This is a genomic window from Trichocoleus sp. DQ-A2 (assembly GCF_039961915.1).
Lineage (GTDB): Bacteria > Cyanobacteriota > Cyanobacteriia > Cyanobacteriales > FACHB-T130 > FACHB-T130.
The window spans coordinates 91,424-114,597 of sequence record NZ_JAMPKD010000010.1 but is presented as its reverse complement, the minus strand read 5'-3'; the positions used below and the strand labels follow the sequence as shown (position 1 = coordinate 114,597).

The 23,174-nt window shown below is 47.8% G+C and carries 16 protein-coding genes and 1 tRNA gene; 7 read left to right on the top strand and 10 right to left on the bottom strand.

All coding sequences use genetic code 11. The annotated features are described in order from the left end of the window. Positions 1–547 precede the first annotated feature (547 nt). A complete protein-coding gene (locus NC997_RS12030) occupies positions 548–5,200 on the top strand; it encodes a glutamate synthase-related protein (protein ID WP_190525658.1) in 4,653 nt (1,550 codons plus the stop codon). 237 nt (positions 5,201–5,437) lie between these two features. Here NC997_RS12030 and NC997_RS12025 read toward each other — a convergent pair whose 3' ends face one another. From NC997_RS12025 to NC997_RS12010, 4 genes are all read right to left on the bottom strand, one after another. After that, positions 5,438–6,415, bottom strand: a complete 978-nt coding sequence (locus NC997_RS12025) for a polysaccharide deacetylase family protein (RefSeq protein WP_339380555.1) — start codon at positions 6,413–6,415, stop codon at positions 5,438–5,440. 357 nt (positions 6,416–6,772) lie between these two features. Next, positions 6,773–8,359: a bifunctional pantoate--beta-alanine ligase/(d)CMP kinase gene (locus tag NC997_RS12020; RefSeq protein WP_190525656.1), complete on the bottom strand. Its 1,587-nt coding sequence runs from the start codon at positions 8,357–8,359 to the stop codon at positions 6,773–6,775. Positions 8,360–8,536: 177 nt separating this feature from the next. Next, positions 8,537–9,736 carry a septal ring lytic transglycosylase RlpA family protein gene (locus NC997_RS12015; protein WP_190525654.1) on the bottom strand — a complete coding sequence of 400 codons (1,200 nt, stop codon included), beginning with the start codon at positions 9,734–9,736 and terminating at the stop codon, positions 8,537–8,539. A gap of 281 nt (positions 9,737–10,017) precedes the next feature. Beyond that, positions 10,018–10,176, bottom strand: a complete 159-nt coding sequence (locus tag NC997_RS12010) for a hypothetical protein (protein ID WP_190415379.1) — start codon at positions 10,174–10,176, stop codon at positions 10,018–10,020. Between NC997_RS12010 and purM the strand changes: the two genes are divergently transcribed. Next, positions 10,175–11,227 carry a phosphoribosylformylglycinamidine cyclo-ligase gene (gene purM, locus NC997_RS12005; protein ID WP_190415377.1) on the top strand — a complete coding sequence of 351 codons (1,053 nt, stop codon included), beginning with the start codon at positions 10,175–10,177 and terminating at the stop codon, positions 11,225–11,227. The two genes, NC997_RS12010 and purM, sit on opposite strands and share 2 nt — an antisense overlap. 2 nt (positions 11,228–11,229) lie before the next feature. On the opposite strand, the gene NC997_RS12000 is transcribed toward purM, so the two are convergent. Together NC997_RS12000 and NC997_RS11995 are read right to left on the bottom strand one after the other, a co-directional pair. Next, a tRNA-Cys gene (locus tag NC997_RS12000) sits at positions 11,230–11,301 on the bottom strand. A 218-nt stretch (positions 11,302–11,519) separates the two neighbouring features. Further along, complete coding sequence (locus NC997_RS11995) at positions 11,520–11,651, bottom strand: hypothetical protein (protein ID WP_277877673.1); 132 nt, start codon at positions 11,649–11,651, stop codon at positions 11,520–11,522. Positions 11,652–11,661: 10 nt separating this feature from the next. On the opposite strand from NC997_RS11995, the gene cpdA reads away from it, so the two are divergent. Together cpdA and NC997_RS11985 are read left to right on the top strand one after the other, a co-directional pair. Beyond that, positions 11,662–12,459, top strand: coding sequence for a 3',5'-cyclic-AMP phosphodiesterase (gene cpdA / locus NC997_RS11990; protein WP_190415375.1), 798 nt, complete (start codon positions 11,662–11,664; stop codon positions 12,457–12,459). Between the two features lie 204 nt (positions 12,460–12,663). Beyond that, positions 12,664–13,713 (top strand): DUF1232 domain-containing protein, encoded by a 1,050-nt coding sequence (locus NC997_RS11985; RefSeq protein WP_348257784.1) that lies wholly within the window; start codon positions 12,664–12,666, stop codon positions 13,711–13,713. 179 nt (positions 13,714–13,892) lie between these two features. On the opposite strand, the gene NC997_RS11980 is transcribed toward NC997_RS11985, so the two are convergent. After that, on the bottom strand, positions 13,893–14,627 hold the full coding sequence (locus NC997_RS11980; RefSeq protein ID WP_190525652.1) for a hypothetical protein: 735 nt from the start codon (positions 14,625–14,627) through the stop codon (positions 13,893–13,895). 97 nt (positions 14,628–14,724) lie between these two features. Here NC997_RS11980 and NC997_RS11975 point away from each other — a divergent pair, with 97 nt between their 5' ends. Further along, positions 14,725–17,403, top strand: coding sequence for a GAF domain-containing protein (locus NC997_RS11975; RefSeq protein ID WP_190525650.1), 2,679 nt, complete (start codon positions 14,725–14,727; stop codon positions 17,401–17,403). Between the two features lie 637 nt (positions 17,404–18,040). Next, complete coding sequence (locus NC997_RS11970; RefSeq protein ID WP_199306092.1) at positions 18,041–20,248, top strand: PAS domain-containing protein; 2,208 nt, start codon at positions 18,041–18,043, stop codon at positions 20,246–20,248. Positions 20,249–20,359: 111 nt separating this feature from the next. Here NC997_RS11970 and NC997_RS11965 read toward each other — a convergent pair whose 3' ends face one another. Beyond that, a complete protein-coding gene (locus NC997_RS11965) occupies positions 20,360–20,836 on the bottom strand; it encodes a peptidoglycan-binding protein (protein WP_190525648.1) in 477 nt (158 codons plus the stop codon). Between the two features lie 475 nt (positions 20,837–21,311). Here NC997_RS11965 and NC997_RS11960 point away from each other — a divergent pair, with 475 nt between their 5' ends. Next, positions 21,312–21,518 carry a hypothetical protein gene (locus tag NC997_RS11960; RefSeq protein ID WP_190525646.1) on the top strand — a complete coding sequence of 69 codons (207 nt, stop codon included), beginning with the start codon at positions 21,312–21,314 and terminating at the stop codon, positions 21,516–21,518. A 34-nt stretch (positions 21,519–21,552) separates the two neighbouring features. Here NC997_RS11960 and NC997_RS11955 read toward each other — a convergent pair whose 3' ends face one another. Both NC997_RS11955 and NC997_RS11950 read right to left on the bottom strand, forming a co-directional pair. Further along, entirely contained in the window at positions 21,553–22,230 is a 678-nt protein-coding gene (locus NC997_RS11955) for a response regulator (RefSeq protein WP_190415358.1), read from the bottom strand. Between the two features lie 184 nt (positions 22,231–22,414). Next, the gene (locus NC997_RS11950; protein ID WP_242031289.1) at positions 22,415–23,128 is read right to left on the bottom strand and encodes a hypothetical protein; all 714 of its coding nucleotides are present in this window, start codon (positions 23,126–23,128) and stop codon (positions 22,415–22,417) included. Positions 23,129–23,174: the final 46 nt, after the last annotated feature.

Here is a 23,174-nt window from a genome sequence, read left to right as displayed (position 1 = left end):
TTCGCTCTCAAAGTAGCGGCTAAAAACATAGCCCAGTCTAGACTTGGTGTTGACGATAGCCCCTACAATTTGTTTGTCCTGGCTCTATGTCTTGGGGTCGCTTACCAGTCCCTTGACCAGCGTCGGGGATTTATATTAGGCGTCATTAAAAAATGATAAGATGTCTAATCCGTCACTCTTGCAGGCTGCTGGTATAGGAATCGGGTTAGAACGAGGTTCTTAACAGCACCTTGCGGGAAGCGATCGCTCTGACACCCAGTTTTGTCACCCTTGCCTCTAGCGCAAAAAAAGCAGAAAAAGTAGTAATGTCATTCAGTTGCAGCCTTCATGGTCAAATGGCAACTATATCTAGATAAGTCAGGCTTTGGAGGCATCACCTAGTCTCGGCGAGAGAAGACTGAAATGAGTGTTTAAATACATTGACGACGAGTTTTGTCATCGTTTGACAATTTTTAATCCTGTTGTTTAGTAAAGTCTTGCCACAGGGTTAGCAACCTGAGAACGGGAAATTTGTATCAGTAAGTAAAGGAAAAACGTGGATCAGCTCATGGAGAACAGGAGTGTGAATGATAATCATCAATTACAGGGAACGCTAAAGGGGGCAGAAACCTCTCCTGGCCCGCGATGGTTGGTAGAGGAACGCGATGCCTGCGGCGTCGGCTTCATCGCCAATCCGCAGGGAACGCCAGAGCATGAATTAGTCGAGAAGTCTTTATCTGCCCTGGCTTGTCTGGAACACCGGGGCGGTTGTAGTGCTGACCAGGATTCTGGGGATGGAGCCGGTTTGATGACCGCCATTCCGTGGGAACTGTTGGGTGAATGGTTGGCAACTCAAAGCATAGAAATGCCCCCGACTCAGCAGACAGGGGTGGCAATGGTATTTTTACCCCAAGATACCGAAGCTGCCAGCAGAGCCAAGGACATTGTTCGGAAAACTCTCGAACAGGAAGAATTAACTGTCTTGGGATGGCGAGAGGTGCCAGTACAGCCCCAGGTGCTTGGGATACAGGCAAAAGAGAACCAGCCACGAATCGAGCAGCTGATCTGTACCTCGACCCATTTACAGGGCGATGAACTGGAACGAAAGTTGTATTTGGCTCGCTGCCGTATCAGCAAGGCACTCAAGGCCAATAGCGACCTCGATCTAGAATGGTCGGAAGATTTTTACGTCTGTTCGTTCTCTAGCCGCACCATCGTTTATAAGGGCATGGTGCGCTCCGCCGTGCTGGGAGAATTTTATACAGATTTAAAAAATCCAGTTTATAAGAGCGCCTTTGCGGTCTATCACCGACGCTTCAGCACCAACACCCTGCCCAAATGGCCTCTAGCCCAACCAATGCGGCTTTTGGGGCATAACGGCGAAATTAATACGCTGTTGGGAAATATTAACTGGATGATGGCACGAGAGGCAGAGCTGAAGCACCCGCTTTGGGGAGAACGCATCAACGACCTCAAGCCACTCGTTCATCTCGATAATAGCGACTCGGCAACTCTTGATAACGTACTAGAGTTACTGGTACGCACGGGTCGGAGTCCTCTGGAAGCCTTGACGATTATGGTGCCAGAGGCGTACCAAAATCAGCCGGAATTGTTGGAGCGTCCAGAAATTGTTAATTTTTATGAATATTACAACGGGCTTCAGGAACCTTGGGATGGCCCAGCACTGCTAGTATTCAGCGACGGGAAAAAAGTAGGGGCGACCCTCGACCGCAACGGTCTGCGACCGGCTCGATACAGCATCACGCGGGATGGCTACGTCGTCGTCGCTTCCGAAGCCGGTGTAGTCGATTTGCCCGAAGCAGAGATTCTGGAAAAAGGTCGCTTGGGGCCAGGTCAAATGATCGCCGTTGACCTGGAAACCCACGAAGTTCAAAAAAATTGGGAGATTAAGGAACGGATTGCCGCTACCCATCCTTATGGAGAGTGGCTAGCGTCTCACCGACAAAATCTAGCAGCGGAGCCTTTTGCACCAGAACCAAAGCTGGATAATCAAACCTTGCTGCGCCAGCAAATTGCCTTTGGCTACACCACTGAAGATGTGGAAATGGTCATTGAGGAAATGGCGTCTTCTGGAAAAGAACCGACATTTTGCATGGGAGATGACATTCCCCTCGCAGTGCTGTCAGAAAAGCCGCATTTGCTTTATGACTATTTCAAGCAGCGCTTCGCCCAGGTGACAAATCCGCCAATTGACCCCCTGCGCGAAGGCATGGTGATGTCGCTATCGGTTTCTCTGGGTAAGCGGGGAAATCTCTTGGAAGTGAAACCAGAGTATGCCCGGTTGCTGAAGTTAGAGTCTCCGGTTCTGAATGAAGCACAACTAGAGCAAATCTGCGCTTCTTCTTTCGAGACAGAGCAGTTCTCAACGCTGTTTGAAATTGAGAAAGGGCCAGAAGGGCTAGAGGCAGCGGTTAGAAGCTTATGCGAAGCAGCAGCTCAAGCGGTCCGTGCTGGGAAAGAAATAATCATTCTAAGCGATCGCATCGCCAGTGGTATCAGCGCTGAATCTAGCTATATTCCACCGCTCTTAGCTGTAGGGGCAGTACACCACCACTTGATCCAGCAGGGTCTGCGGACGAGGGCATCTCTAATTGTCGATACCGCTCAGTGCTGGAGTACCCACCACTTTGCTTGTCTAATTGGCTACGGTGCTTCTGCGGTTTGTCCTTATCTATCTCTGGAAACCGTGCGTCATTGGTGGAGCGATAGCAAAACCCAAAATATGATGCAGCGGGGCAGAATCAAGAGTATTAGCTTAGAGCAGGCTCAAAAAAATTACTGCAAAGCCGTAGAAGCTGGGTTGTTGAAAATTCTCTCAAAAATGGGGATTTCTCTGCTGTCTAGCTATCAAGGGGCACAAATTTTTGAGGCAATTGGCATTGGAGGAGATTTACTGAAGCTCGGCTTTGCGGGGACGGCGTCGCGCCTCGGTGGCTTGAGCGTAGCAGAACTTGCCCAAGAAGTGATGTCCTTCCATTCGGCGGCGTTCCCAGAAGTGCCGCGCAAAAAGCTGGAGAACTGTGGCTTTGTGCAGTACCGTCCGGGGGGCGAGTACCACATGAACAGCCCAGAAGTTGCCAAGTCGCTGCATCAGGCGGTGAAGAATCCGCAGTACGACCACTACGAAGTTTATCAAAAGCACTTGCAAGGGCGACCCGTAACGGCGCTCAGAGATTTGCTGGATCTAGAAAGCGATCGCGCCCCCATTCCACTGGCAGAAGTAGAGCCAGTCGAGGAAATTTTCAAGCGTTTCGCTACAGGTGGGATGTCTCTAGGGGCATTGTCGCGGGAAGCGCACGAAACCCTCGCGATCGCCATGAACCGCATCGGCGGTAAATCCAACTCTGGAGAAGGCGGCGAAGACCCAGTTCGTTACAAAGTTCTCGATGATGTCGATGAAATGGGTCATTCCCAGGTCTTACCGCATCTGAAAGGATTAAGGAATGGGGATACGGCTTCTTCTTCGATTAAGCAGGTTGCTAGCGGTCGCTTTGGCGTCACCCCTGAGTACCTGATGAGCGCCAAGCAAATTGAAATCAAAATCGCTCAAGGTGCCAAGCCGGGAGAAGGCGGTCAGCTACCGGGGACAAAAGTTAGCCCTTACATCGCCATGCTGCGCCGTTCCAAGCCTGGGGTGACGTTGATTTCGCCGCCGCCGCACCACGATATCTATTCCATTGAAGATTTGGCGCAGTTAATTTTTGACTTGCACCAAATTAACCCGAAAGCGGGAGTATCGGTGAAGCTGGTAGCAGAAGTTGGCATCGGTACCATCGCGGCTGGGGTCGCCAAAGCAAATGCCGATATTATCCAGATATCCGGTCACGATGGGGGTACGGGCGCTTCTCCGCTGTCGTCGATTAAACACGCCGGAAGCCCTTGGGAACTGGGGTTAACCGAAGTGCATCGCGTCCTCATGGAAAACAGCTTGCGCGATCGCGTGATTCTGCGAGTAGACGGTGGCTTTAAGAGTGGCTGGGATGTCGTTATTGCCGCTTTAATGGGCGGAGAAGAATACGGTTTCGGCTCAATTGCTATGATTGCCGAAGGCTGCATTATGGCGCGGATTTGTCATACCAATAACTGCCCTGTAGGCGTAGCTTCTCAGCAAGAAAACTTGCGGAAGCGCTTCCCCGGAATGCCAGAACACGTCGTCAACTTCTTCTACTTTGCGGCAGAAGAAGTGCGGAGTCTCTTGGCACGGTTGGGATATCGGTCGCTCAACGACATCATTGGTCGAGCCGACCTCTTGAAGGTGCGCCCAACGAAACTCACCAAGACACAGGCGCTGAATCTAGATTGCCTGACCCGTCTTCCCGATACCCGCGAAGACCGTTCCTGGTTGGTTCACGAGGCCGTTCATAGCAATGGCTCGGTTTTGGACGATCAATTGCTCAACGACCCGGAAGTTAAGGATGCGATCGCAAATCAGTCGAGCGTGACCAAAGCTGTAACCGTAGTAAATACAGACCGGACGGTTGGGGCAAGGATTGCGGGAGCGATCGCGTCTCAATATGGAAACACCGGCTGGAGTGGCAGTCTTACCCTCAACTTCCAAGGCAGTGTGGGTCAAAGTTTTGGTGCCTTCAACCTCCCTGGCATCACTCTCAACCTGGAAGGTGAGGCAAATGACTACGTAGGCAAGGGGATGCATGGTGGCGAAATTGTCATCAAGCCGCCCCAGTCAGCCACCTACGATCCAGCCCAAAACGTGATTGTCGGCAACACCTGTCTCTACGGTGCCACGGGCGGCATCATGCTTGCCAATGGTCAAGCTGGTGAGCGCTTTGCCGTTCGCAATTCCAAGGGCATGGCGGTGATCGAAGGTGCAGGCGACCACTGTTGCGAATACATGACTGGCGGCGCGATTGTCGTCTTGGGCAGAGTCGGACGCAATGTGGGCGCGGGGATGACCGGGGGTTTAGCTTACTTCCTCGATGAGGATGGCAGCTTTACATCGAAGGTAAACCCAGAAATTGTCAAGCTGCAACGAGTCAGGACACCTGCCGGTGAGCAACAACTCAAAGAGCTGATTGAGCTGCACGCCGAACGTACAGGTAGCCAGAAAGCGAAAGATATTTTAGCCAACTGGGCTGAGTCTCTAGCCAAATTCTGGCAAGTTGTGCCTCCTTCCGAGGCTGATTCTCCAGAAGCCAATCCTGAAGCAACACCAGAAAAGGTGCTTAGCTCGGTGCAGTAAGCACTAAAAAGTCAAGGGGAACTATCGGGTTCCCCTTACCAGCATCATAGAGAAGAAATTTTCTCTATAAATTCTATAAATGCCGCTACATCGTACAGGTCAGCAGTAATGAAAGTGATGATTGATGAGTGAAAATAAATTTCTTTAATTCAAGGCTCACCACTCAAAACTTAAAACTTTTTCCCAATCACCAGCCACCTTTGTATCGCACCTGAAAAGAGGAAATATTCTCTTCCCTTATTCAGGTTTTGGAACAGCCGATTGAACTTTTGGAGGAACTCGTTTAGCAGCGGCTGCCAACTTAACTTCTTTGTCTTGCATCTCCATCAGTTCTGGCACCGTGACAAACCTGTAGCCACGCTTTTTGTATTCGGTGATTAATTGGGGTAAAGCCCGCACCGTGTGGTCTCGATTGCCACCTCCATCGTGCATCAGGACAATTCCGCCTGGTGTGATTCCAGTTAGCGCGTGCTTGATGAATAATGGCACCGAAGGACGGCTATAGTCTCTTGAATCAGAAGACCACATCACAACCGCGTAATTCTTCTTATGGGCGTAGGCAGCTAATCCGTTTTTAAGATGACCACCGGGTGGACGAAATAGAGTTGTCTTGATGCCTGTAGTTTGATAAATCATGTCGGATGTACGGTCAATTTCACTGGAAGCTCCAGTTTCGTTGAAGCGATGGTAAAGGTGGCTCCAAGTGTGATTCCCAATCGCGTGACCATCTAGGGAAACTTGACGCGCCAAGTGGGGAAAATTTTTCACGTTCTTCCCCACCATAAAGAACGTTGCCTTGATGTTATTTTTCTTGAGGATTTCCAGCACTTCCAACGTGCTTTTAGGCCAAGGTCCGTCATCAAATGTCAGGGCGATAACTTTCTCTTTGCTGCTGAGTGTTACTTCCTGAAAGGTTTTGCCCTGAAATTGCGTAGGTACAGAAACCATCAGGCGTCTGTCTTGTGCCTCCTGTTCCAATCGAGAGAATACCTTTACAAATGCCTCATCTCGCTGTGCCTTTAAAGCTTGGATATCAATGCCACTTTTTTCGGGGGTGTGATGCCCCATTTTTTCAGTAGGGGATAGAAGAATTTCTGGATCGCTACCTTGTGGGTTTACTGGCAACATGAGACCAGCAATAAAACTACTAGCAGCCGCAGCCAGAGCAATTAATGTTGTTTTTTCCCGCCAGAGAAATCTGTCATACTTTGCCACGTTAAGTCCCCTCCACTCCTCCTTTCATCCGGGCGGCAATTCATCTGCCGCCACTTCCAGACACCATGCTTCTCAAAAATTTTTTCACAACTAGCGGCGCAACTTGCGCGAGCAAGACTGCTAGCTAGAGGACGTGCGTCTACTGTCCTTTGTTCGTCTCTAGAATCCCTGTCTAGAGCGCTAAAAGCTAGAAACTATATCATTTATCGTTAAATTGCTTATTTTTTGTACAGGGCAGTGAAGTCTGCCCTGTTGCAGGCTACAGCAGAATACTCACCAACCAGAAGTTAATCCGGGTTAAAGTTAGTTTTTACTGACCTTGTATTTTTGTTAAACCGTACGTTCAGAAAGCAGCCGCTAGACAGGCACAGACAGCCTTTGATGATAAAGGCTGACAATTTGTGCAGTGACTTCGGCTATGCTCAGACCGTCGGTTTGGATCTCGATGGCATCGGCTGCCTTTCGCAGGGGTGCCAAGGCGCGGGTACTATCGCGGGTATCGCGTTCTTGAATGTCCCGCTCTAACTGCTCTAAACTGACTTCTGGCTGAGCTTGGTTTTTCAGGTCTTGCTGACGGCGTTGCGCCCGTGCTTGAGCGGAGGCGGTTAAGAAGATTTTGAGTTCCGCATCCGGGAAAACGTGGGTGCCGATGTCGCGTCCTTCGGCGACGACGCCTCCTTTTACTCCCCAGCGCTGCTGTTGTTTTACGAGTTCTCGGCGGACGTAGGGTTGAGCAGCGATCGCTGATACTTGAGCTGTGACTTCTCGCGAGCGAATTGCCTGGGTGACTTCCCGATCGTGAATCCAAACCCGCACTGGCGTCTGGAGGTCGTCACTGGTGCTTAGCTGAATCTGAGAACCGCTCGCTAATTCGGCGATCGCGGGTTCATCTTTGACGCTGGTTCCTGATTCCAGAACCAGCCAAGTCAGGGCGCGGTACATCGCCCCGGTGTCTAAATAAAGTAGTCCTAAAGACTGGGCAACCGTGCGGGCTACGGTCGATTTTCCTGCTCCGGCAGGGCCATCAATCGCCAGAATCGGCTGGCGATCGCGCAAAGTTACATTATCAATCAAACGGGTTGTTCCTAGCCGCGCCGCGATGCTTAACAGTCCCGCCTCGTCAACTTTTTCCAATCGCATGAGAGTTGTTGGGTGAACCAGTTCAATATACTCGATCTGTACCTCTGGGACGAGTGCAAATTCCTTTTGAGCTGCCTCAATGAGAACAATGCGATCGCGATCTCCCGATTTAAATTTCTTCTGCGCTTGCTGTAAGCCGCGATACAAGACAGACGCCTGTTCTTTCTGTTCAGCACTTAGATACTGATTGCGGGACGAGAGTGCCAGTCCCGACGCCTCCCTGACGATTGGACACCCAACAATCTCTACCGGCAAATTGAGATCCGCCACCAGACGCCGGATAATCGCCAGTTGCTGGGCATCTTTCTCGCCAAAATAAGCATGAGTCGGTTGTACCAGGTTCAATAGCTTCGCCACCACTGTCGCCACTCCCTGAAAGTGTCCGGGACGAGAGCGACCGCACAACAATGAGGTCATGCTCTCCGGTGGAACTACCTGAGTTAAGTCATTGGGAATGGGTAATTGGGAATCGGGAACAGGCGCAAGCGTCCTTTCCACATTCCTCATTCCGTACATTTCTTCAGGAGCGGGAGCAAAAATCGCATCTACCCCCGCTTGTTCGCACAATTGCCAATCCTGCTCTAGCCGACGAGGATATTGTTGAAAATCCTCTGTCGGGCCAAACTGTAACGGATTTACGAAGATGCTGACGATGACCCGATCGTTGTCGCGTCGAGCGTGTTGGATTAAGCTAAGATGCCCTGCGTGCAATGCTCCCATTGTCGGTACAAAACCGATTTTCAAGGGATGCCGGTATAAATCCAAGTAGCAGTGCAATCCAGCAGTTGTCGTAAACAGGCGCACCAAACCCCCCTTTTTTGGTTGTTAGTGGTTAGTAATTGGTTTTCGAGCAACTAACTACTAACCACTAACACTACTCTCTGCCCAGTAGTCTATCTCCAGAAAAGAGGATTGGGCGTTTTAGGTGAACAGGAGGTTCAATGTCAAGAGTCTGGGCTTAACACCTTTGTGGCTAAAAGTTTAGTTGTCATCAACTGCTACCTTCTGCGGTTTGCCCAGAATTTCTACACGCACGGGTGCCACACCACTGCTGATCATGCCTAGAACTCTAGCAGCCCCGGCTGACACGTCAATGATCCGACCCCGGATAAAAGGCCCGCGATCGTTGATTCGCACGACGACAGAACGCCCGTTGTTTGTGTTAGTCACGCGCACTTGGGTTCCGAAAGGTAAGGTACGGTGAGCCGCGGTCATTGCATTCTCATTGAATCTTTCACCGCTGGCACTTTGAGTGCCATTGCCCGCGTAACCATACCAGGATGCCATGCCCTTAAGCTCGGAGATGACTGGTCTGTAGGCAATGGCATTGGTTGGTTGTTGCGCGATGCGCGATCGCTCGTTCGCGACTCTGGAAGCGCTAGGGCGCTTGGCAATCTGGCGCGGCTTGGGCTTAGATGTGGGTACACCTGCAATTGCCCGTAGCGGCGGCGCGTTCCCCATCAGGCGTCTCAGCCGATTGGTTGCTTGTAAGGCATCGGTGGCAACGTTACGAGTGGTGTCGGGCAATCTTGTTTTCCCGTTTACCTCCACCAGTTCCTCGCCATTCACTTTAATGCTGTAGTTGCTCTTGTCACCATTCCAAACGACCGCGATCGCTTTCGCATCCACTTGCTCTCGGCTCAACTGATTCAGCTTCGCAGCAACAGTAGTGGCTCGCCAAACCGGATCGTCTTGAGAAGTGTTGGCATCCGCTTGACGCGACCCGTCTGAAGTTCTCTGGGTTTCCCCTACTTTCGTGCTTTCTGCGGGAGCTTGACGGGAGCCGAGAAAGGTTAAGACTGGAATACTGCGGACATAGAGTGTTGCTGCCTGATACCCGTTTAAGTCATGGGGAAGAATTTTAGCAACAACCGCCCGATCCATTGCGCTTGGACAAGGTTTTACTAAGCAACGGAGCGCGGCTTGGGACTGGTATTCTCCCAATTTGACACTGTCAGTCGGCTGAAGGTTTGACGGTGTTGAGAGTAAGGGCGACGAGACTGCTTGCCGAAGGTTATTTTTAGTCACTCTCGATTTGCTTGTCTGTTGCGCCTGAGAAACACGGGATTCGGAAGCTTGGTTAACCCCCTTGATTGACTCCGCATAACTAGATGTAGTCGTACCCAGGAGGGCAGTCGTTAAAAGGGTTGCAAACATTCCGAAACAAAATCTTTGGTTCATAGAGTCCTTGTGAAAAGTACTGGGAGGTCGAGCTTAGAGCCAAATGCCAGTGGTAGCGCCAGACGGCTCATTTGCCCAATCGATAACTCGTACTCGTTCTGTGTTCACCCTGGTCTGTGGAACTGCAACAGACTACCATGAAGTTTTTGAAAAGGGGATCGGGGATTTCCTCTAGGAAGCAACAACTTTATGAAACCTTCACACAGTAATTTCCGAAAAAATGCGGTTATGATGTTGAAGTCAATATGGTTTGAGACAAAAATCAGGTTTCCGGAACTTTATCAGAACTTCACAAACGAGGAAGCCAGTTTGTGAATAATTGGTGAAGCAATCGGGGCATAGTGCTGCCCAACGGTACAAAATTGCGATCGCTGTCCTATCTGTCGCGTTAGCCAAGTAAAATACGTCTCTTGATCGCTGCTGAACAGGTTTGAATTCATGGATTATCGAGACGCTGGTGTAGATGTTGAGGCGGGGCGGAGTTTTGTAGAGAAAATCCGCAGTTTGGTGCAAAGTACGCACCGCTCAGAAGTATTGGGTGGTTTAGGCGGCTTTAGTGGTTGGTTTCAGTTGCCAACTGGATACAAAGAGCCGGTTTTGGTTTCAGGGACGGATGGCGTAGGCACCAAGCTAAAACTCGCCCATCAGCTCAACTTTCACCACACCGTGGGAATTGACCTTGTAGCAATGTGCGTCAACGATGTGTTGACGTGTGGCGCAGAACCGTTATTTTTTCTGGATTATTTAGCCACAGGGCAACTAAACCCAGAGCAGCTGACTCAGGTGGTTGATGGCATCGCTGCGGGATGTCGCGAGTCGGGGTGTGCCCTCCTGGGAGGAGAAACCGCAGAAATGCCGGGTTTTTACCAACTGGGCGAGTATGACTTGGCGGGTTTTTGTGTGGGGATTGTAGAAAAGAGCCAGATATTGGATGGTTCTCTGGTGAAAGAGGGAGATGTGGCGATCGCGCTTGCGAGCCAAGGTCTCCACAGCAATGGTTTTAGTCTGGTGCGGAAGATTGTTGAACGTAGCGGCGTTGACTTGCACGCCTCCCCAACCGATGTTAGGGGGGAAGGCTTTGCGCCCTTAGACGGTAAGAATTTTGGGGAAGTTTTATTAACTCCCACCCGGATTTACGTCAAACCCGTTTTAGCAGCACGGAAGGCTGGGCTTGACATTCATGGCATGGCTCACATTACGGGTGGCGGCTTGCCAGAAAACTTACCTCGCTGTATTGGTGCCGATTTATCTATCCAGATCGATCTTCAATCGTGGAAAATTCCGCCTATTTTTAATTGGCTTGCTGACGCTGGTGAAGTCAAACCCGCCGATATGTTTAATACTTTCAATATGGGCATCGGTTTTGTAGTCCTTGTGCCCCCAAACCAAGCCGACCAAACCATCAGCTGGTTTGAATCGCAGAATATCCCCGCCTATGCCATCGGCAAAGCGATCGCTGGTAGCGGGGGTCTGATTGGAATCCCAGATTAAAAAGGCGGCACCCGGATTTGAACCGGGGGATAAAGGTTTTGCAGACCTCTGCCTTACCACTTGGCTATGCCGCCGCGATTGCAGATTCTTAGTATACCAAAATTTTTTCCGGACGCATTGACTCTGTACGAATTGGAAGACTAGTCGCTATATTCAAAGCTGATGCAGGTTATCTGATGTGATGACGATCACAGGAACGGGGTTCCTAGATCGCAAGTCTTTGATGATCTGAAACGCTAATCTAATACGAATCTCCAAATGTAAGTGGATTTACGGAATGGTTGACGTTCGCCTACTGCTGGGGAAGTTCGTCAGCTTTGGTTATCTCTAAGCGGAGAATCGCCTTGGTTTGACCAAAAACAGCCATCTGGGTGTACTGACTTGCTAAGTATTTTTTTGAGCAGCGACCAGAATACCTTTTCATTACAGAAACTATGACTCAAGCCAACCCGCTTCTGATTGCTCAAATTACAGACATTCACTTGTTCGCAGATACCAAAAAGGAATTGCTAGGGCTTCCTACTGCCAAGTCTTTTGATGTAGTTTTAGAGCAATTGCACCGAATGTGCCCTCAGCCGGATTTGCTATTGCTAACAGGAGATTTGTCCCAAGATGGTAAGCCGCAATCTTACACGCGGTTGGCAGAACTGCTGAGTCCTCTGGGAATTCCTACTTACTGGCTACCAGGCAACCATGACCAGCCATTGGTCATGCAAGAGGTATTAAATGAGGCTCCGATTTGTCCGGAGAAGTCGTTTGAAGCGGGAGGGTGGCAGTTTTTATTGCTCAATTCTCACGTACCAGGTTGCGTCTATGGCAAACTATCTTCAGAAAGCTTAGTTTGGCTAGACCAGCAGCTACAGCGTGCAGATAAACGTCCTACCCTAATTGCTTTACACCATCCCCCTTTTGTTGTCGATTCCGATTGGCTGGATGGCAGTTCATTACAAAATTCAGAGGAACTATTTGCTGTCATCGATCGCCATTCTCAGGTGCGGTTGGTTGTTTTTGGTCATATTCATCAAGAATTTTATCGGCGGCGCGGTGAGGTTCATTACTTGGGTAGTCCCTCTACGTCAATTCAGTTTGAACCGCATAGCCACCAGTTTTCCTTAGATGAGGAAGCGCCAGGATTTCGTTTATTTAATCTGTATCCAGATGGCAGGATTGAAACTAGGGTGGAACGGGTTGCTTACGCGCATGAGTTGGATTTGGCAGCTACTGGTTATTAGGATAGAAGTTGGTATTTTTAAAAACCCGTTTTCTTGAAGAAAGCGGGTTTTTTTTGACGCGATCGCGTTTCCAAGCGATTATTTTTACTGACAACAGTTGCGCGATCGTATCCAACATGGGTGAAAACACTGAGCCGTTATTTGCTGAGAGGAGGATATCCTTTGAGTCAAAGGTTACATCCCACCTCTACTCCCCTATTACTCATGACACCACCAAATTTTTGGGAATCACTTACTAAGACAGCAATAAATCTTGGAGAAGCTGTTGGCAACACTGCATCGCAAGCAACTCAAGCCGCAGCAGAAACAGCGACAGGCTTTGGGGGAGTTGTTAGCAGTGCTGTATCACAAGCGAGTAAAGCAGTAACAGAAACGGCTATGGCGGTTGGAAAAACTACCAGAAAGCCAGTAAGTTTACCCCAAACGTCTGAGGACGATCGCTTAGCCTTTTATGGTGTGCTTTTTGCAGTTGCAGCAGCAGATGGCTCAATTGATCCAGAGGAGTTGAACCTAATTTTAAATACTCCCGATCTGGATAATATGTCTGAATCTGCAAAGCGTCAGGTGCAGTCTTATGCTATTAATCCGCCTACCTTAGAAGACTCTTTAAAAAAACTGTCTAAGGCAGATGATACGCTTCGCTTTGGTTTAATGTTCTATATTCTGAACCTTGTTTGGGTGGATAAGGTTCTTAACCCTGGTGAAGCAAAAGCAATCAAGCTAGCTCAAGCAGAACTGAAAATCACAGATGAGCAGGTGCAAGCTATACAGGCATTTGTTCAGAAGATGGGAGAGATTCGAGAACGTGGATTAAATGATGATTATGCAGTTAATGCCATGAAAGAAGCAACTTCAGTTCTCGTAAAAGCAGGTATTCCCGTCACCCCCTTCTCTTCATCAGAAACAGCAAATACCCAGACAAGTTTTGAAACTACTTATTCAGATGATCTGTTTTGGGAAAAGCTTGGAAATTTTGCAGTGCAAGCTGGAAAAAATGTTGTTGAAAACGCTTTAATTCTTTTCTATGCTGCTGAGCATCCAAACACTCCACCTAACCAAAAACTAATTGTATATGGAGCATTAGCTTACTTAATATTGCCCGTAGATGCTGTTCCTGATTTTCTTCCTGCTGTAGGATTTGGGGATGATATAGGTTCCTTAACGACTGCCCTAGGTATGATTGTTTGGAATATCAACTCTGAAGTAAAAGAAGCTGCAAAGCAGAAAATGCAAGAGTGGTTCGGCAAGGATTAATAAAATTAGTTGATAAGATTCATGAAAGCGATCGCTTCCCATTTGACAGGAAGCGATCGCTTTATTATTAATCTCCAGTGACAAAGGCACGCAACTAGCACTTACTACTCGACTTCACTAAAACGATCGATATTTCAAAAACTGATAGATAAAGCAATTTTGAGCGATTTTGCAGGAGTTTATTCGCTGGCTTGCCAATGCACGAAAGGACGCCCAGATGCCACGGTTTTAGAAACAATCTTGGTATAGCCAGGAACCCAATCGAGATTCACGCGAAAATAGACTTTACCATTGCGAAACTCGAAGCTATAGGAGTGTAAATCTGGAGAACTTGCCTGACCGACGCAGGAGGCATAAGCTTCTTGCAGTGGAGCTTCATATTCCACAAACGTATTGCCTGAAGACGAAATTTTCCCATTACTAGCGATCGCTTTCGTGTCAGCGACAACTGTATGATCGGCGGCACCTTCAGAAGGCAACAAGACTGTCCAAAGTCCGACTGATGCAGGACACGTTCCTGATTGCTGTTCTACAGTCAATTGCTGGTTGGGTTGTTCTGAAGACACATCGGATGCTGGCTGAGCTAACGTCGAAGTAGATGTATTCAGCAGCAACGCAGACAAAATTCCTAAAGTGGTCGCGAATTGTACGGGTTGAAAATGGGGAATTTTGGAGAGGAGTTTTTGGGGAATTAAAGTCGTTAGTGCCATTTGAAGTGCCTGCCAGCGTCTCAAGTGAAGAGCCTCTATAAATAGGATCGCTTGGCGCAGGCGCGATCGCCCTCCTACAGATTGGTTAACCCGATCGGGTGATAGATCCGTATTTTTTCGGAAATCGGAAAGATAAATCTTGAAGATTAGATGATGAATTTGTTCCCAATTCATCATTTTTAATGATGCTTCTGGAAAATTCATTCTTCTGACTACTGCCTTTGGCTTTCAACCCATCAAAAGACTTTTATCGGCGCGAAGGATGAAAGCCTCCACTGCAATCGAACAAAAGGGTTAAAAAGTGAACAAAACCATAAGTCAGAGTCAAAAAATTTCCTATTCAGAAGAGCGTGTTTCTACTAGACTGTATGCGAAAACTAGCCCCATGTATTGCTCTAATCTCCTACAAAGTGTGGCGGAAGCGACTCACCAACTGCTGACGAATCGCGATTTTGCAGTCGGCCTGAATCAAGCTTTAGCAACTTTAGGCAGAGTAACGGGAGTAGATCGAGCTTATATTTTTGAGATTCATCCTCATCCAGAAACCTGTGAATTAGCCTTTAGCCATCGATTTGAATGGACAAAAGAGTTTGTAACGCCTCAAATTCACAATCCCAATTTACAAAACCAGGCATTGGCGGCTTGTCGCATCAGTCGGTGGTACGACGATTTGCAAGCTGGGAAGGCAATTCGGGGTTTAATTCGCGAACTTCCAAATGGCAAACGGGAAGTTTTGGCAAACAAGCAAATTTGTTCTATATTAATAGTCCCAATTTCTTGCAATGGCAAACTTTGGGGCTTAATTGGCTTTGGCGATCGCCGCTACGATCGCCAGTGGTCAAAGGATGAGGAAGCTTGTTTGATAACGATGGCGGCAAGTTTCGGGAAAGCGATCGCCCATCAGCAAACAACTGAAACTTTACGCCAGAGAGAATTACGCCTGCAACAAATTACCGCTAACGTACCGGGGATGATTTTCCAGTTCCTTCAGCGTTCGGATGGTTCTCAGGCTTTGCCCTATGCCAGTTCCGGTTGCCGGGAATTGTTTGAATTAGAACCAGAGACGATTCAGGCAAATTGTGGGAGGGAGTTCATTTATCCCGATGACCGCGAGGCTTACGAACAATCCATCGCGGTTTCAACTGCGACACAGCAACCTTGTAAATGGGAAGGTCGAATTCAGACTCCCAGCGGCAAAATTAAGTGGATTCAATGCGCTTCCCGACCAGAGAAGCAACTCAATGGCGATATTCTCTGGGATGGGTTGGTAATGGATATTACCGACCGAAAGCAGGCTGAGGAGGCGCTGCGAAGTTCAGAGGAGAAGTTCGCATCCGCTTTTCGTTTCAGTCCTGACTCGATAACGATTACCACCCTCAAAGAAGGACGATACATTGATGTCAACGAAAGTTTCCTCAATCTTTCAGGTTTCCAACGCTATGAAATTATTGGTCATACGACATTGGAATTAAATATCTGGGTGAATCCAGAAGACCGCATCAAAGTTATCCAGCAGGTACAGGAAGAAGGTGCTGTCCGCAATCAGGAATGCGAGTTTCGCAACAAGTCCGGAAGGGTAATAATAGGGCTTTTCTGTGCCGAAATCATCAACTTGGAGGGTGAGCCGTGTTTGCTGACAATTGGGAACGATATCACTGAACGCAAGCAGGCGGAAATGAGGCAGCGCTTGGTGCAAGAACGCGATCGCTTGTTGGCAGAAATGGCGCTGCGAATCCGCAAATCGCTGGATTTGGACGAAATTTTTAACACTACCGTGGCAGAAGTCCGGTCGTTTCTGAAAGCCGACCGCGTCTTCATCGCTTCCGATACGACGGGAAAAGGCAGGGTAATGGCTGAATCCGTAGAACCCAATTACCCGCCGATTATGAACTGGGTACTTGACGATCGAAGTTCCCTGGAGGAGATGCGAACCTTGTTTGAGGCGAATCAGGTTCGAGTCGTTGAGGATACAACTCAAGCGACCGTTCACCCAGCGATCGCATCCTATTACCGCGATTATCACGTCAAAGCCGCCGTGGCTGTCCCAATTCGCGTGAAAGGCGATCGGTTATTGGGTGCATTAATTGTTAATCAATGCAGTGGAGCGAGGCGCTGGGAACCGATCGAGATTGATTTGCTAGAACAATTGGGAACCCAAGTTGCGATCGCCATTCAGCAATCTTGCCTCTTCCAACAGGTACAGGAACTCAATACCAACTTAGAATGCCAAGTTCGGGAACGTACCGCTCAACTAGAGCAAAAAATCCAGGAAGTTCAAGAACTATACGAACTGAAGGATGTCTTCCTCCATGCCGTTTCCCACGACCTGCGGACGCCGCTCACCGGCTGGTTACTGGTGTTGCAGAATTTGTTAACAGCGAATGGCAATGAACAAAAGACAATTCCAGTGTCTCGGTCAATTTTAGAGCGGATGATTCAAAGTAGCGATCGCCAACTCCGCTTGATTAACTCCCTGTTAGAAGTTCACACCAGCGAAGTGCGAGGTTTTGTCTTGCAGCGCGAACCAGTTCAACTTAACTCTCTCATTCAAGAGATTGTTGAGGATTTTGAGCCGTTGTGTGTCAAAAATCAGGCAATTCTGATCGATCAAATTCCTTCTGAACTGCCCACAGTGAACGCCGATCCGCTTCAGATGCGGCGTGTGTTTGAAAATCTACTCACGAATGCTTTTAACCATAACCCACCCGGACTCAGGATGATTCTTAGGGCGACCGTTGAAGAACAGACGATTCGCTGCACTATTGAAGATAACGGTGTTGGGATGAATCCAGAACAATGCGATCGCGCCTTTGAACTTTATGCCCGTGGTTCGCAAGCACGACGCTCCACTGGTATTGGTTTGGGATTATATCTTTGTCAGCAGATTGTACAAGCTCACGGTGGCAAAATTGGCGTAACTAGTTCTCCAAAAGCTGGTGCAACCTTCTGGTTTACTTTACCTTTTGCAATGTCACCATAAACAGAAAGATGTTATTAGTCTAAGAGCTGTTTTATGCCTGCTTACTAGACCAATCTGATTGAATTTATAAGATGCTAGTCCTTTAGATACCCAACTTCTCTAAGAAGTTGGGTATTTCGTCTTCAATCCAACCGAGAAACACAATAATAGGACTCTTATGCTGACTAGATAAAGATGTCAGATGAATGAATCCTGGTGCATCCTTAGCGATGGCTACTAACCAATAACTAAAGCATGGTTAAAAATCACCCGATTGGGTGATTCGTTAAAAGAAAGTTAAATGTATTACTCCCTCTTAAATTAGAAAATAAACCTTTGAGCGATCGCTCAATCGGTGAAAATCAAGTTTTGCTTGTTATCGTGGCAAAAAAAATATTACTTTTGATAGAAGAAAGAGATTAGCCTTTACATTTTCTGTGCCAGTTTTCTTACAATCACCTATGGACTGCATTTTTGAAGTAGGGATGGGAATACTAAAGGATAAAGGCTATAAAAAAATGAAAAACCAGAAAAGTTGAAAGTTACCCCAAAGCGTAGCTTTTCACACTTCGGACTTCATTTTTCAGGGTTTTCAGCCTGTTAATCTGGTGAAATTGTTGAAAAATGGTTGAGTTAAAAAGAAGTGAAGTAATTGCTAATGCCTGAATATCTAGAAGCCATCCGGGAGTGTTGTCGGGACGAAGCCGCCTTTGAAAAGCTCAAACAAATTCTGGCTGACGGCGAGATTGAAACGATTCAGAAAACGACAGACAAGCTCAGACAGCAAGAGTCAAGATTTCAAAGAATGGTTGCCAACATACCGGGCATGATTTACCAGTACCTGCGGTGCCCGGATGGTCGTGAGTCCATCGTCTGTGCCAGTTCCGGCTACCAAGAATTGTTTGAGTTAGAACCAGAAAATATTCAGGCGAATTTTCAACTGCTTAAGGATTTAATTCATCCCGACGATCTCAAAGGGTATGAAGAATCTGTAGATATTTCTGCCGCCACACTACAACCTTGGGCTTGGGAAGGTCGCATCATCACGCCTACTGGCAAAATTAAGTGGGTACAATGCGCCTCCCGTCCGGAAAAGCAGGCGAACGGTGATATTCTCTGGGATGGCTTGCTGATGGAAGTGACAGAACGCAAGCGAGCCGAAGCATCACTAGAGCGAGAACGCAGATTATTTATCAGAGGGCCGGTTACGGTCTTCCGCTGGGTTGCCCAAGAAAATCGACCCGTGGAATACGTCTCGCCCAACATCAGTCAGTGGGGCTATCAACCGGATGACTTTATTAGTGGCAGGGTGACGTATGGTAGCGTTATTCATCCCGATGACCTAGCTCAAGTCGAGGCTCAGACTCAAGCCTATGATGCGGCTGGCTTAAATTTTCAGGAACAGGACTATCGCCTGATTCGCTCTGATGGTGAGGTGCGATGGGTTTATGAATTCACCAGCGTTGTCCGCAATGACCAAGGGAACATCACCCACTACGAAGGATATATTCTCGATATCACCAAGCGAAAGGAAGCGGAAGTCCAACTCCAGGCTGCGGGAGAACGCGATCGCGCTAGCATCTGCGCTCTGAGTGCGGCTCGCTTACTAGGAGAGATTGCGCTGAGAATTCGGCGCTCGCTGGATCTCGATCAAATTCTCAACAACACCGTTCGGGAAGTTCGGCAATTTCTGCAAGCTGACCGGGTTTTTATTGCTCACTTAGATGCCAATTCTCAAGGCAAAGTTGTAGCAGAATCGGTGGCACCGGATTGTCGATCGATTCTCGGCTGGGTGACGAGTGACCGTTACCTCAGAGAACTTAAATCTTTCTTTAAACAAGGTCAGGTTCAGGCAATTGATGATACAGAGAAAGTCGTTAAATCTCGCTTTCATACTGCCTACTACGCTCAATATCAAATTAAAGCCAGTTTATGCGTTCCTATTCTGGTGGGAAATGAGTTTTTTGGAATGTTGATCGCCAATCAATGCAGCGGATCGCGTCATTGGCAGCAGTTTGAAATTGAATTGCTCTGTTCGCTAGCAACCCAAGTCGCGATCGCTATCCAACAAGCACAACTTTACGAACAAGTATCCACTCTGAATACCTGTCTAGAGCGCACTGTCGAGGAGCGCACTGCCCAGTTACAGCAGGTAGTGGCAGAACTCCAAGAAATGAACCAACTCAAGGACGTTGTTTTACATACAGTTTCCCACGAACTCCGGACTTCGGTAATTGGAACTGTGATGGTGCTAAAAAATTTGCTCAATCAGCCATCGGAAAAAATCACTCTTTCTCGCTCAATTGTCGAGCGCATGATTCAAGGGAACGATCGGCAATTGGGAATGATTAATTCCTTGTTAGAAACTCACTCTAGCGAGGAAGAGGGCATTGTCCTCCATCGCGAGTCTGTTCAAATAAAGACTCTGTTTACAAAGATTCTCCAAGACTTAGAGCCAATGCTGTCGCAAAATCAAGCGACACTAACGAATCTCGTTTCCGCTGATTTACCCTTGGTTATAGTCGATCCGGCTCAGTTACAGCGAGTTTTAGAAAACTTATTCAACCATATTTTGAAGCATAATCCCCCTAAACTGAGCCTACAGCTGAGCGCCACCGTTGAGACTCAAAAACTGCGCTGTACGCTTCAGGATAACGGTAGCGGGATGAGCCAACAAGAGTGCGATCGCTTATTCGATCTTTATATCCGCGATCCCAGATCCAGTTGCTCAACTGGCACTGGTTTGAAATTGTATCTTTGCAAGCAAATTATCACAGCCCACGGCGGGGAAATTGGGGCGAATAGCAGTCCTGGATTGGGGACAACGTTATGGTTTACATTACCCCTAAATCGGGTTGCTTCTTAACCTTTTAGTTTTTGAAGTTATATCGAATCCGGTTAATTCATCAACCTTATAGAAAAATCTCTAGACGCCTCTCCATTCACGGAGCGGCGTCTAGAGAGGGAAGTTCCTTCTTTAGTGAGGAATCTTACTCAAAGCGTGCCAAGTGCGATCGCCAACAATTCCATCCGCTATTAAACCAGAGCGCTTTTGGAAAGAGCGCACCGCTGCATCTGTTGCTGGGCCGAAGTTTGGGCTAGTTGCAGCAGTAAAATCGCCAGTTGTCTGTAAAAGACGCTGAAGCGTGACTACGATTTGACCTTTGCTACCTTTTTGCAGCACCGGCATATTGACGGGCGCACCCTTGTAAAGCGCCTGCCAAGTTAGATTTCCCACGATTCCATCTTCTTTCAAAAAGACGCGGTGCTGGTAAGATTTCACTGCATTTTCAACGACGATATCGAAGATTCCATCAATGTCACCGTTATAAGTTCCCCAGCGAGTTAAAAGTCTTTGCAGTTCTTCAACCGATGCTCCTTGGGAACCGCGCTGAAGTACAGGTTTGTTGGTCTGGATGTTAGCATTTGCTTGAGTATTAATTGGAGCTTGCATGGTTAGTGTTCCTTGAAGTGATTTGGTGTTCCTTACACTTACCAAGGTAATGTTTAGCTCTCAGCTTCCACTTCACCCAACTAGCTCATTCTTTTGGATGATATTGATTCTTATCACCTTTTAAAAAAGCTTTTATCAATTGCTAATGTTTGTCCTTTTTTAAAATCATCCATTAGGATGAATCAAGAGCATGAGGTAGATAAAATAAATCATATGATTTAGATGATTACTGTTTTTTGAAACAGTTAAATTGTAGGGAAAGGATTTTTTAAAAGTATTGTTGACCATCTAAGTAGCTGGACACAATTAAACTAAAGACTTGTGAGTTAGCCGGCCTAACCTTGGCTTGGCAATCTTTCATCTAGCTTAAGACAGAATTGATGTTCACCCAGTTGGGTGAGACAAGCGGATGAAGTGCGATCGCTTCTAATCGTCTTAACCTGAGACCTGACACTGAATTCAAGGGTGCATGGTCATGTTGTCATTTTACTTATACGCTCGGCGCACGGGGCTTATTGTGATTCAGCCAGAGGCGATTACAAAAACTCCCCGTTTGACCAGCAGACAGTCTTTAATGGAACCAAAACCACAGGTTTCGACGCATCAACAGTCAGGTCAGTTTACGGAAAGTAGACATCAAATCGCACAACTTTATCACTTGGAGCGTCGGACGTTTCTGTAGAAATACGATGAATCGCATTTCTACAGAATTTGCTTTACACCAGTCCAGAACGAAGCGCGACGACAGCTGCCTGAACCCGGTCATCTACAGACAGCTTGTTCATGATGCCACGGACATGGGTTTTGACTGTATTGGGGCTGAGGTAGAGAGCGGCAGCAATCTCCGGATTGCTTTTGCCTTCTACCATTAATTTCAATACTTCTAACTCGCGCTGCGATAGCGTCGAAACAGTGCCGGTCACTGAAGGCGGTTTAAGATGGTCAATTACTCGTCGTGCAATTTGCGGATCGAGGTAGGTAGCACCTTCTTGAGCGGCAGCGATCGCAGAGAGCAAGCGTTCTACACTGGCACCTTTGATGCAGTAAGCATCCGCACCACTAGAAAGGGCGGCAATAATTTCGGTTTCTGTGGTATGAGAGGTCAATACCACTACCCGGATATCAGGAAGCGCTGCCTTGATTTGCTGGGTGGCAGCAATTCCATCTAGTCTTGGCAGACCAATATCCATAACCACCAGATCCGGTTTCAGTTTAAGAGCAGCTTCAACGCCTAAATAGCCATCTTCAGCTTGTCCGACAATCGTGAACTGCGGATGAGCGGCTAATGACTGCTCCAAACCCAGCTGCATCATGGGATCGTCTTCTACAATCAAAACCCGCAATGGCTTTGACTCGGTTGGTAGATTCTGGGGTGATTCTGTTTCAGAGGGCATGGAATTAAATGGCACTTTACACTTACGGTAGAATCACGCGGATTGGCAAGTAATTCGGATAAAGCGGATTTCCTCAGACCAATCCTAAACCCTTCCAGAATTTAAAAAGTAAAAGTTAAAATTAAAAATTGCCAAAACCCTATATTTTTAGAGAATTTTGAGGTTTTATAGGATTTCGCGCTGATTACTGCCTGGAATCTCCCTCTTTTAACCTCTCTCCCTCTCTTCCTTCCACTTGCAAGGGGATGCGGTATTGTCCGGCAACATAATAGAAGAAGCGATAATAATTGGGAAATTGTTTAGAGGGCGATCGCCCCTGCCAGTAGTAGCGTATCCTTCCCTGAATCAGTGTCAATCGCATCAAACTGATATCTGAACGTAGTTCTACATAAAGTTTTCCGGTAACTCCTTGTTGGGTAGTAAAGTTCTTCTGCGTGAATTGATGGGGAGTTTTTTGCCCTGATGGCGCAAGTTCAATTTCTGGCAAGCGATCGCCTGCCACTCCTAATATTTCCACCTCTGGGTCTTGAGGATCTCTAAAAGCTCTTCCATCCCGATTGTCTGGCATTGGCGCAGCAATCCAGTTACTGGGATAAGGAAACTCGAAGCTATAACGCGGATTTCTATACGTTTTCCAGGTTGGCGACTGGGTATTTGAGGCGCGACAACTCCACAGCATTACACAGAGTGCGATCGCATAAACAACAACACGCCAGTTGCAACAAGCTTCGACTCTCTGACTTCTAACAACCGATCTAGGACGCCGGACGCCTCTGGGAACGTTATTTAGCAATGGACACCGCCGAAACCCATCTCCGTTCTGCTTGCTTATATTCCTTACACCAGTTCGTCCGACTCTGCCGGAAAGTATTAAGCGATGTAACAATATTGCCGTCATGCTGGCATGATGTCTTGACAGCCCGGAATAAGGCAGATAACCTGTG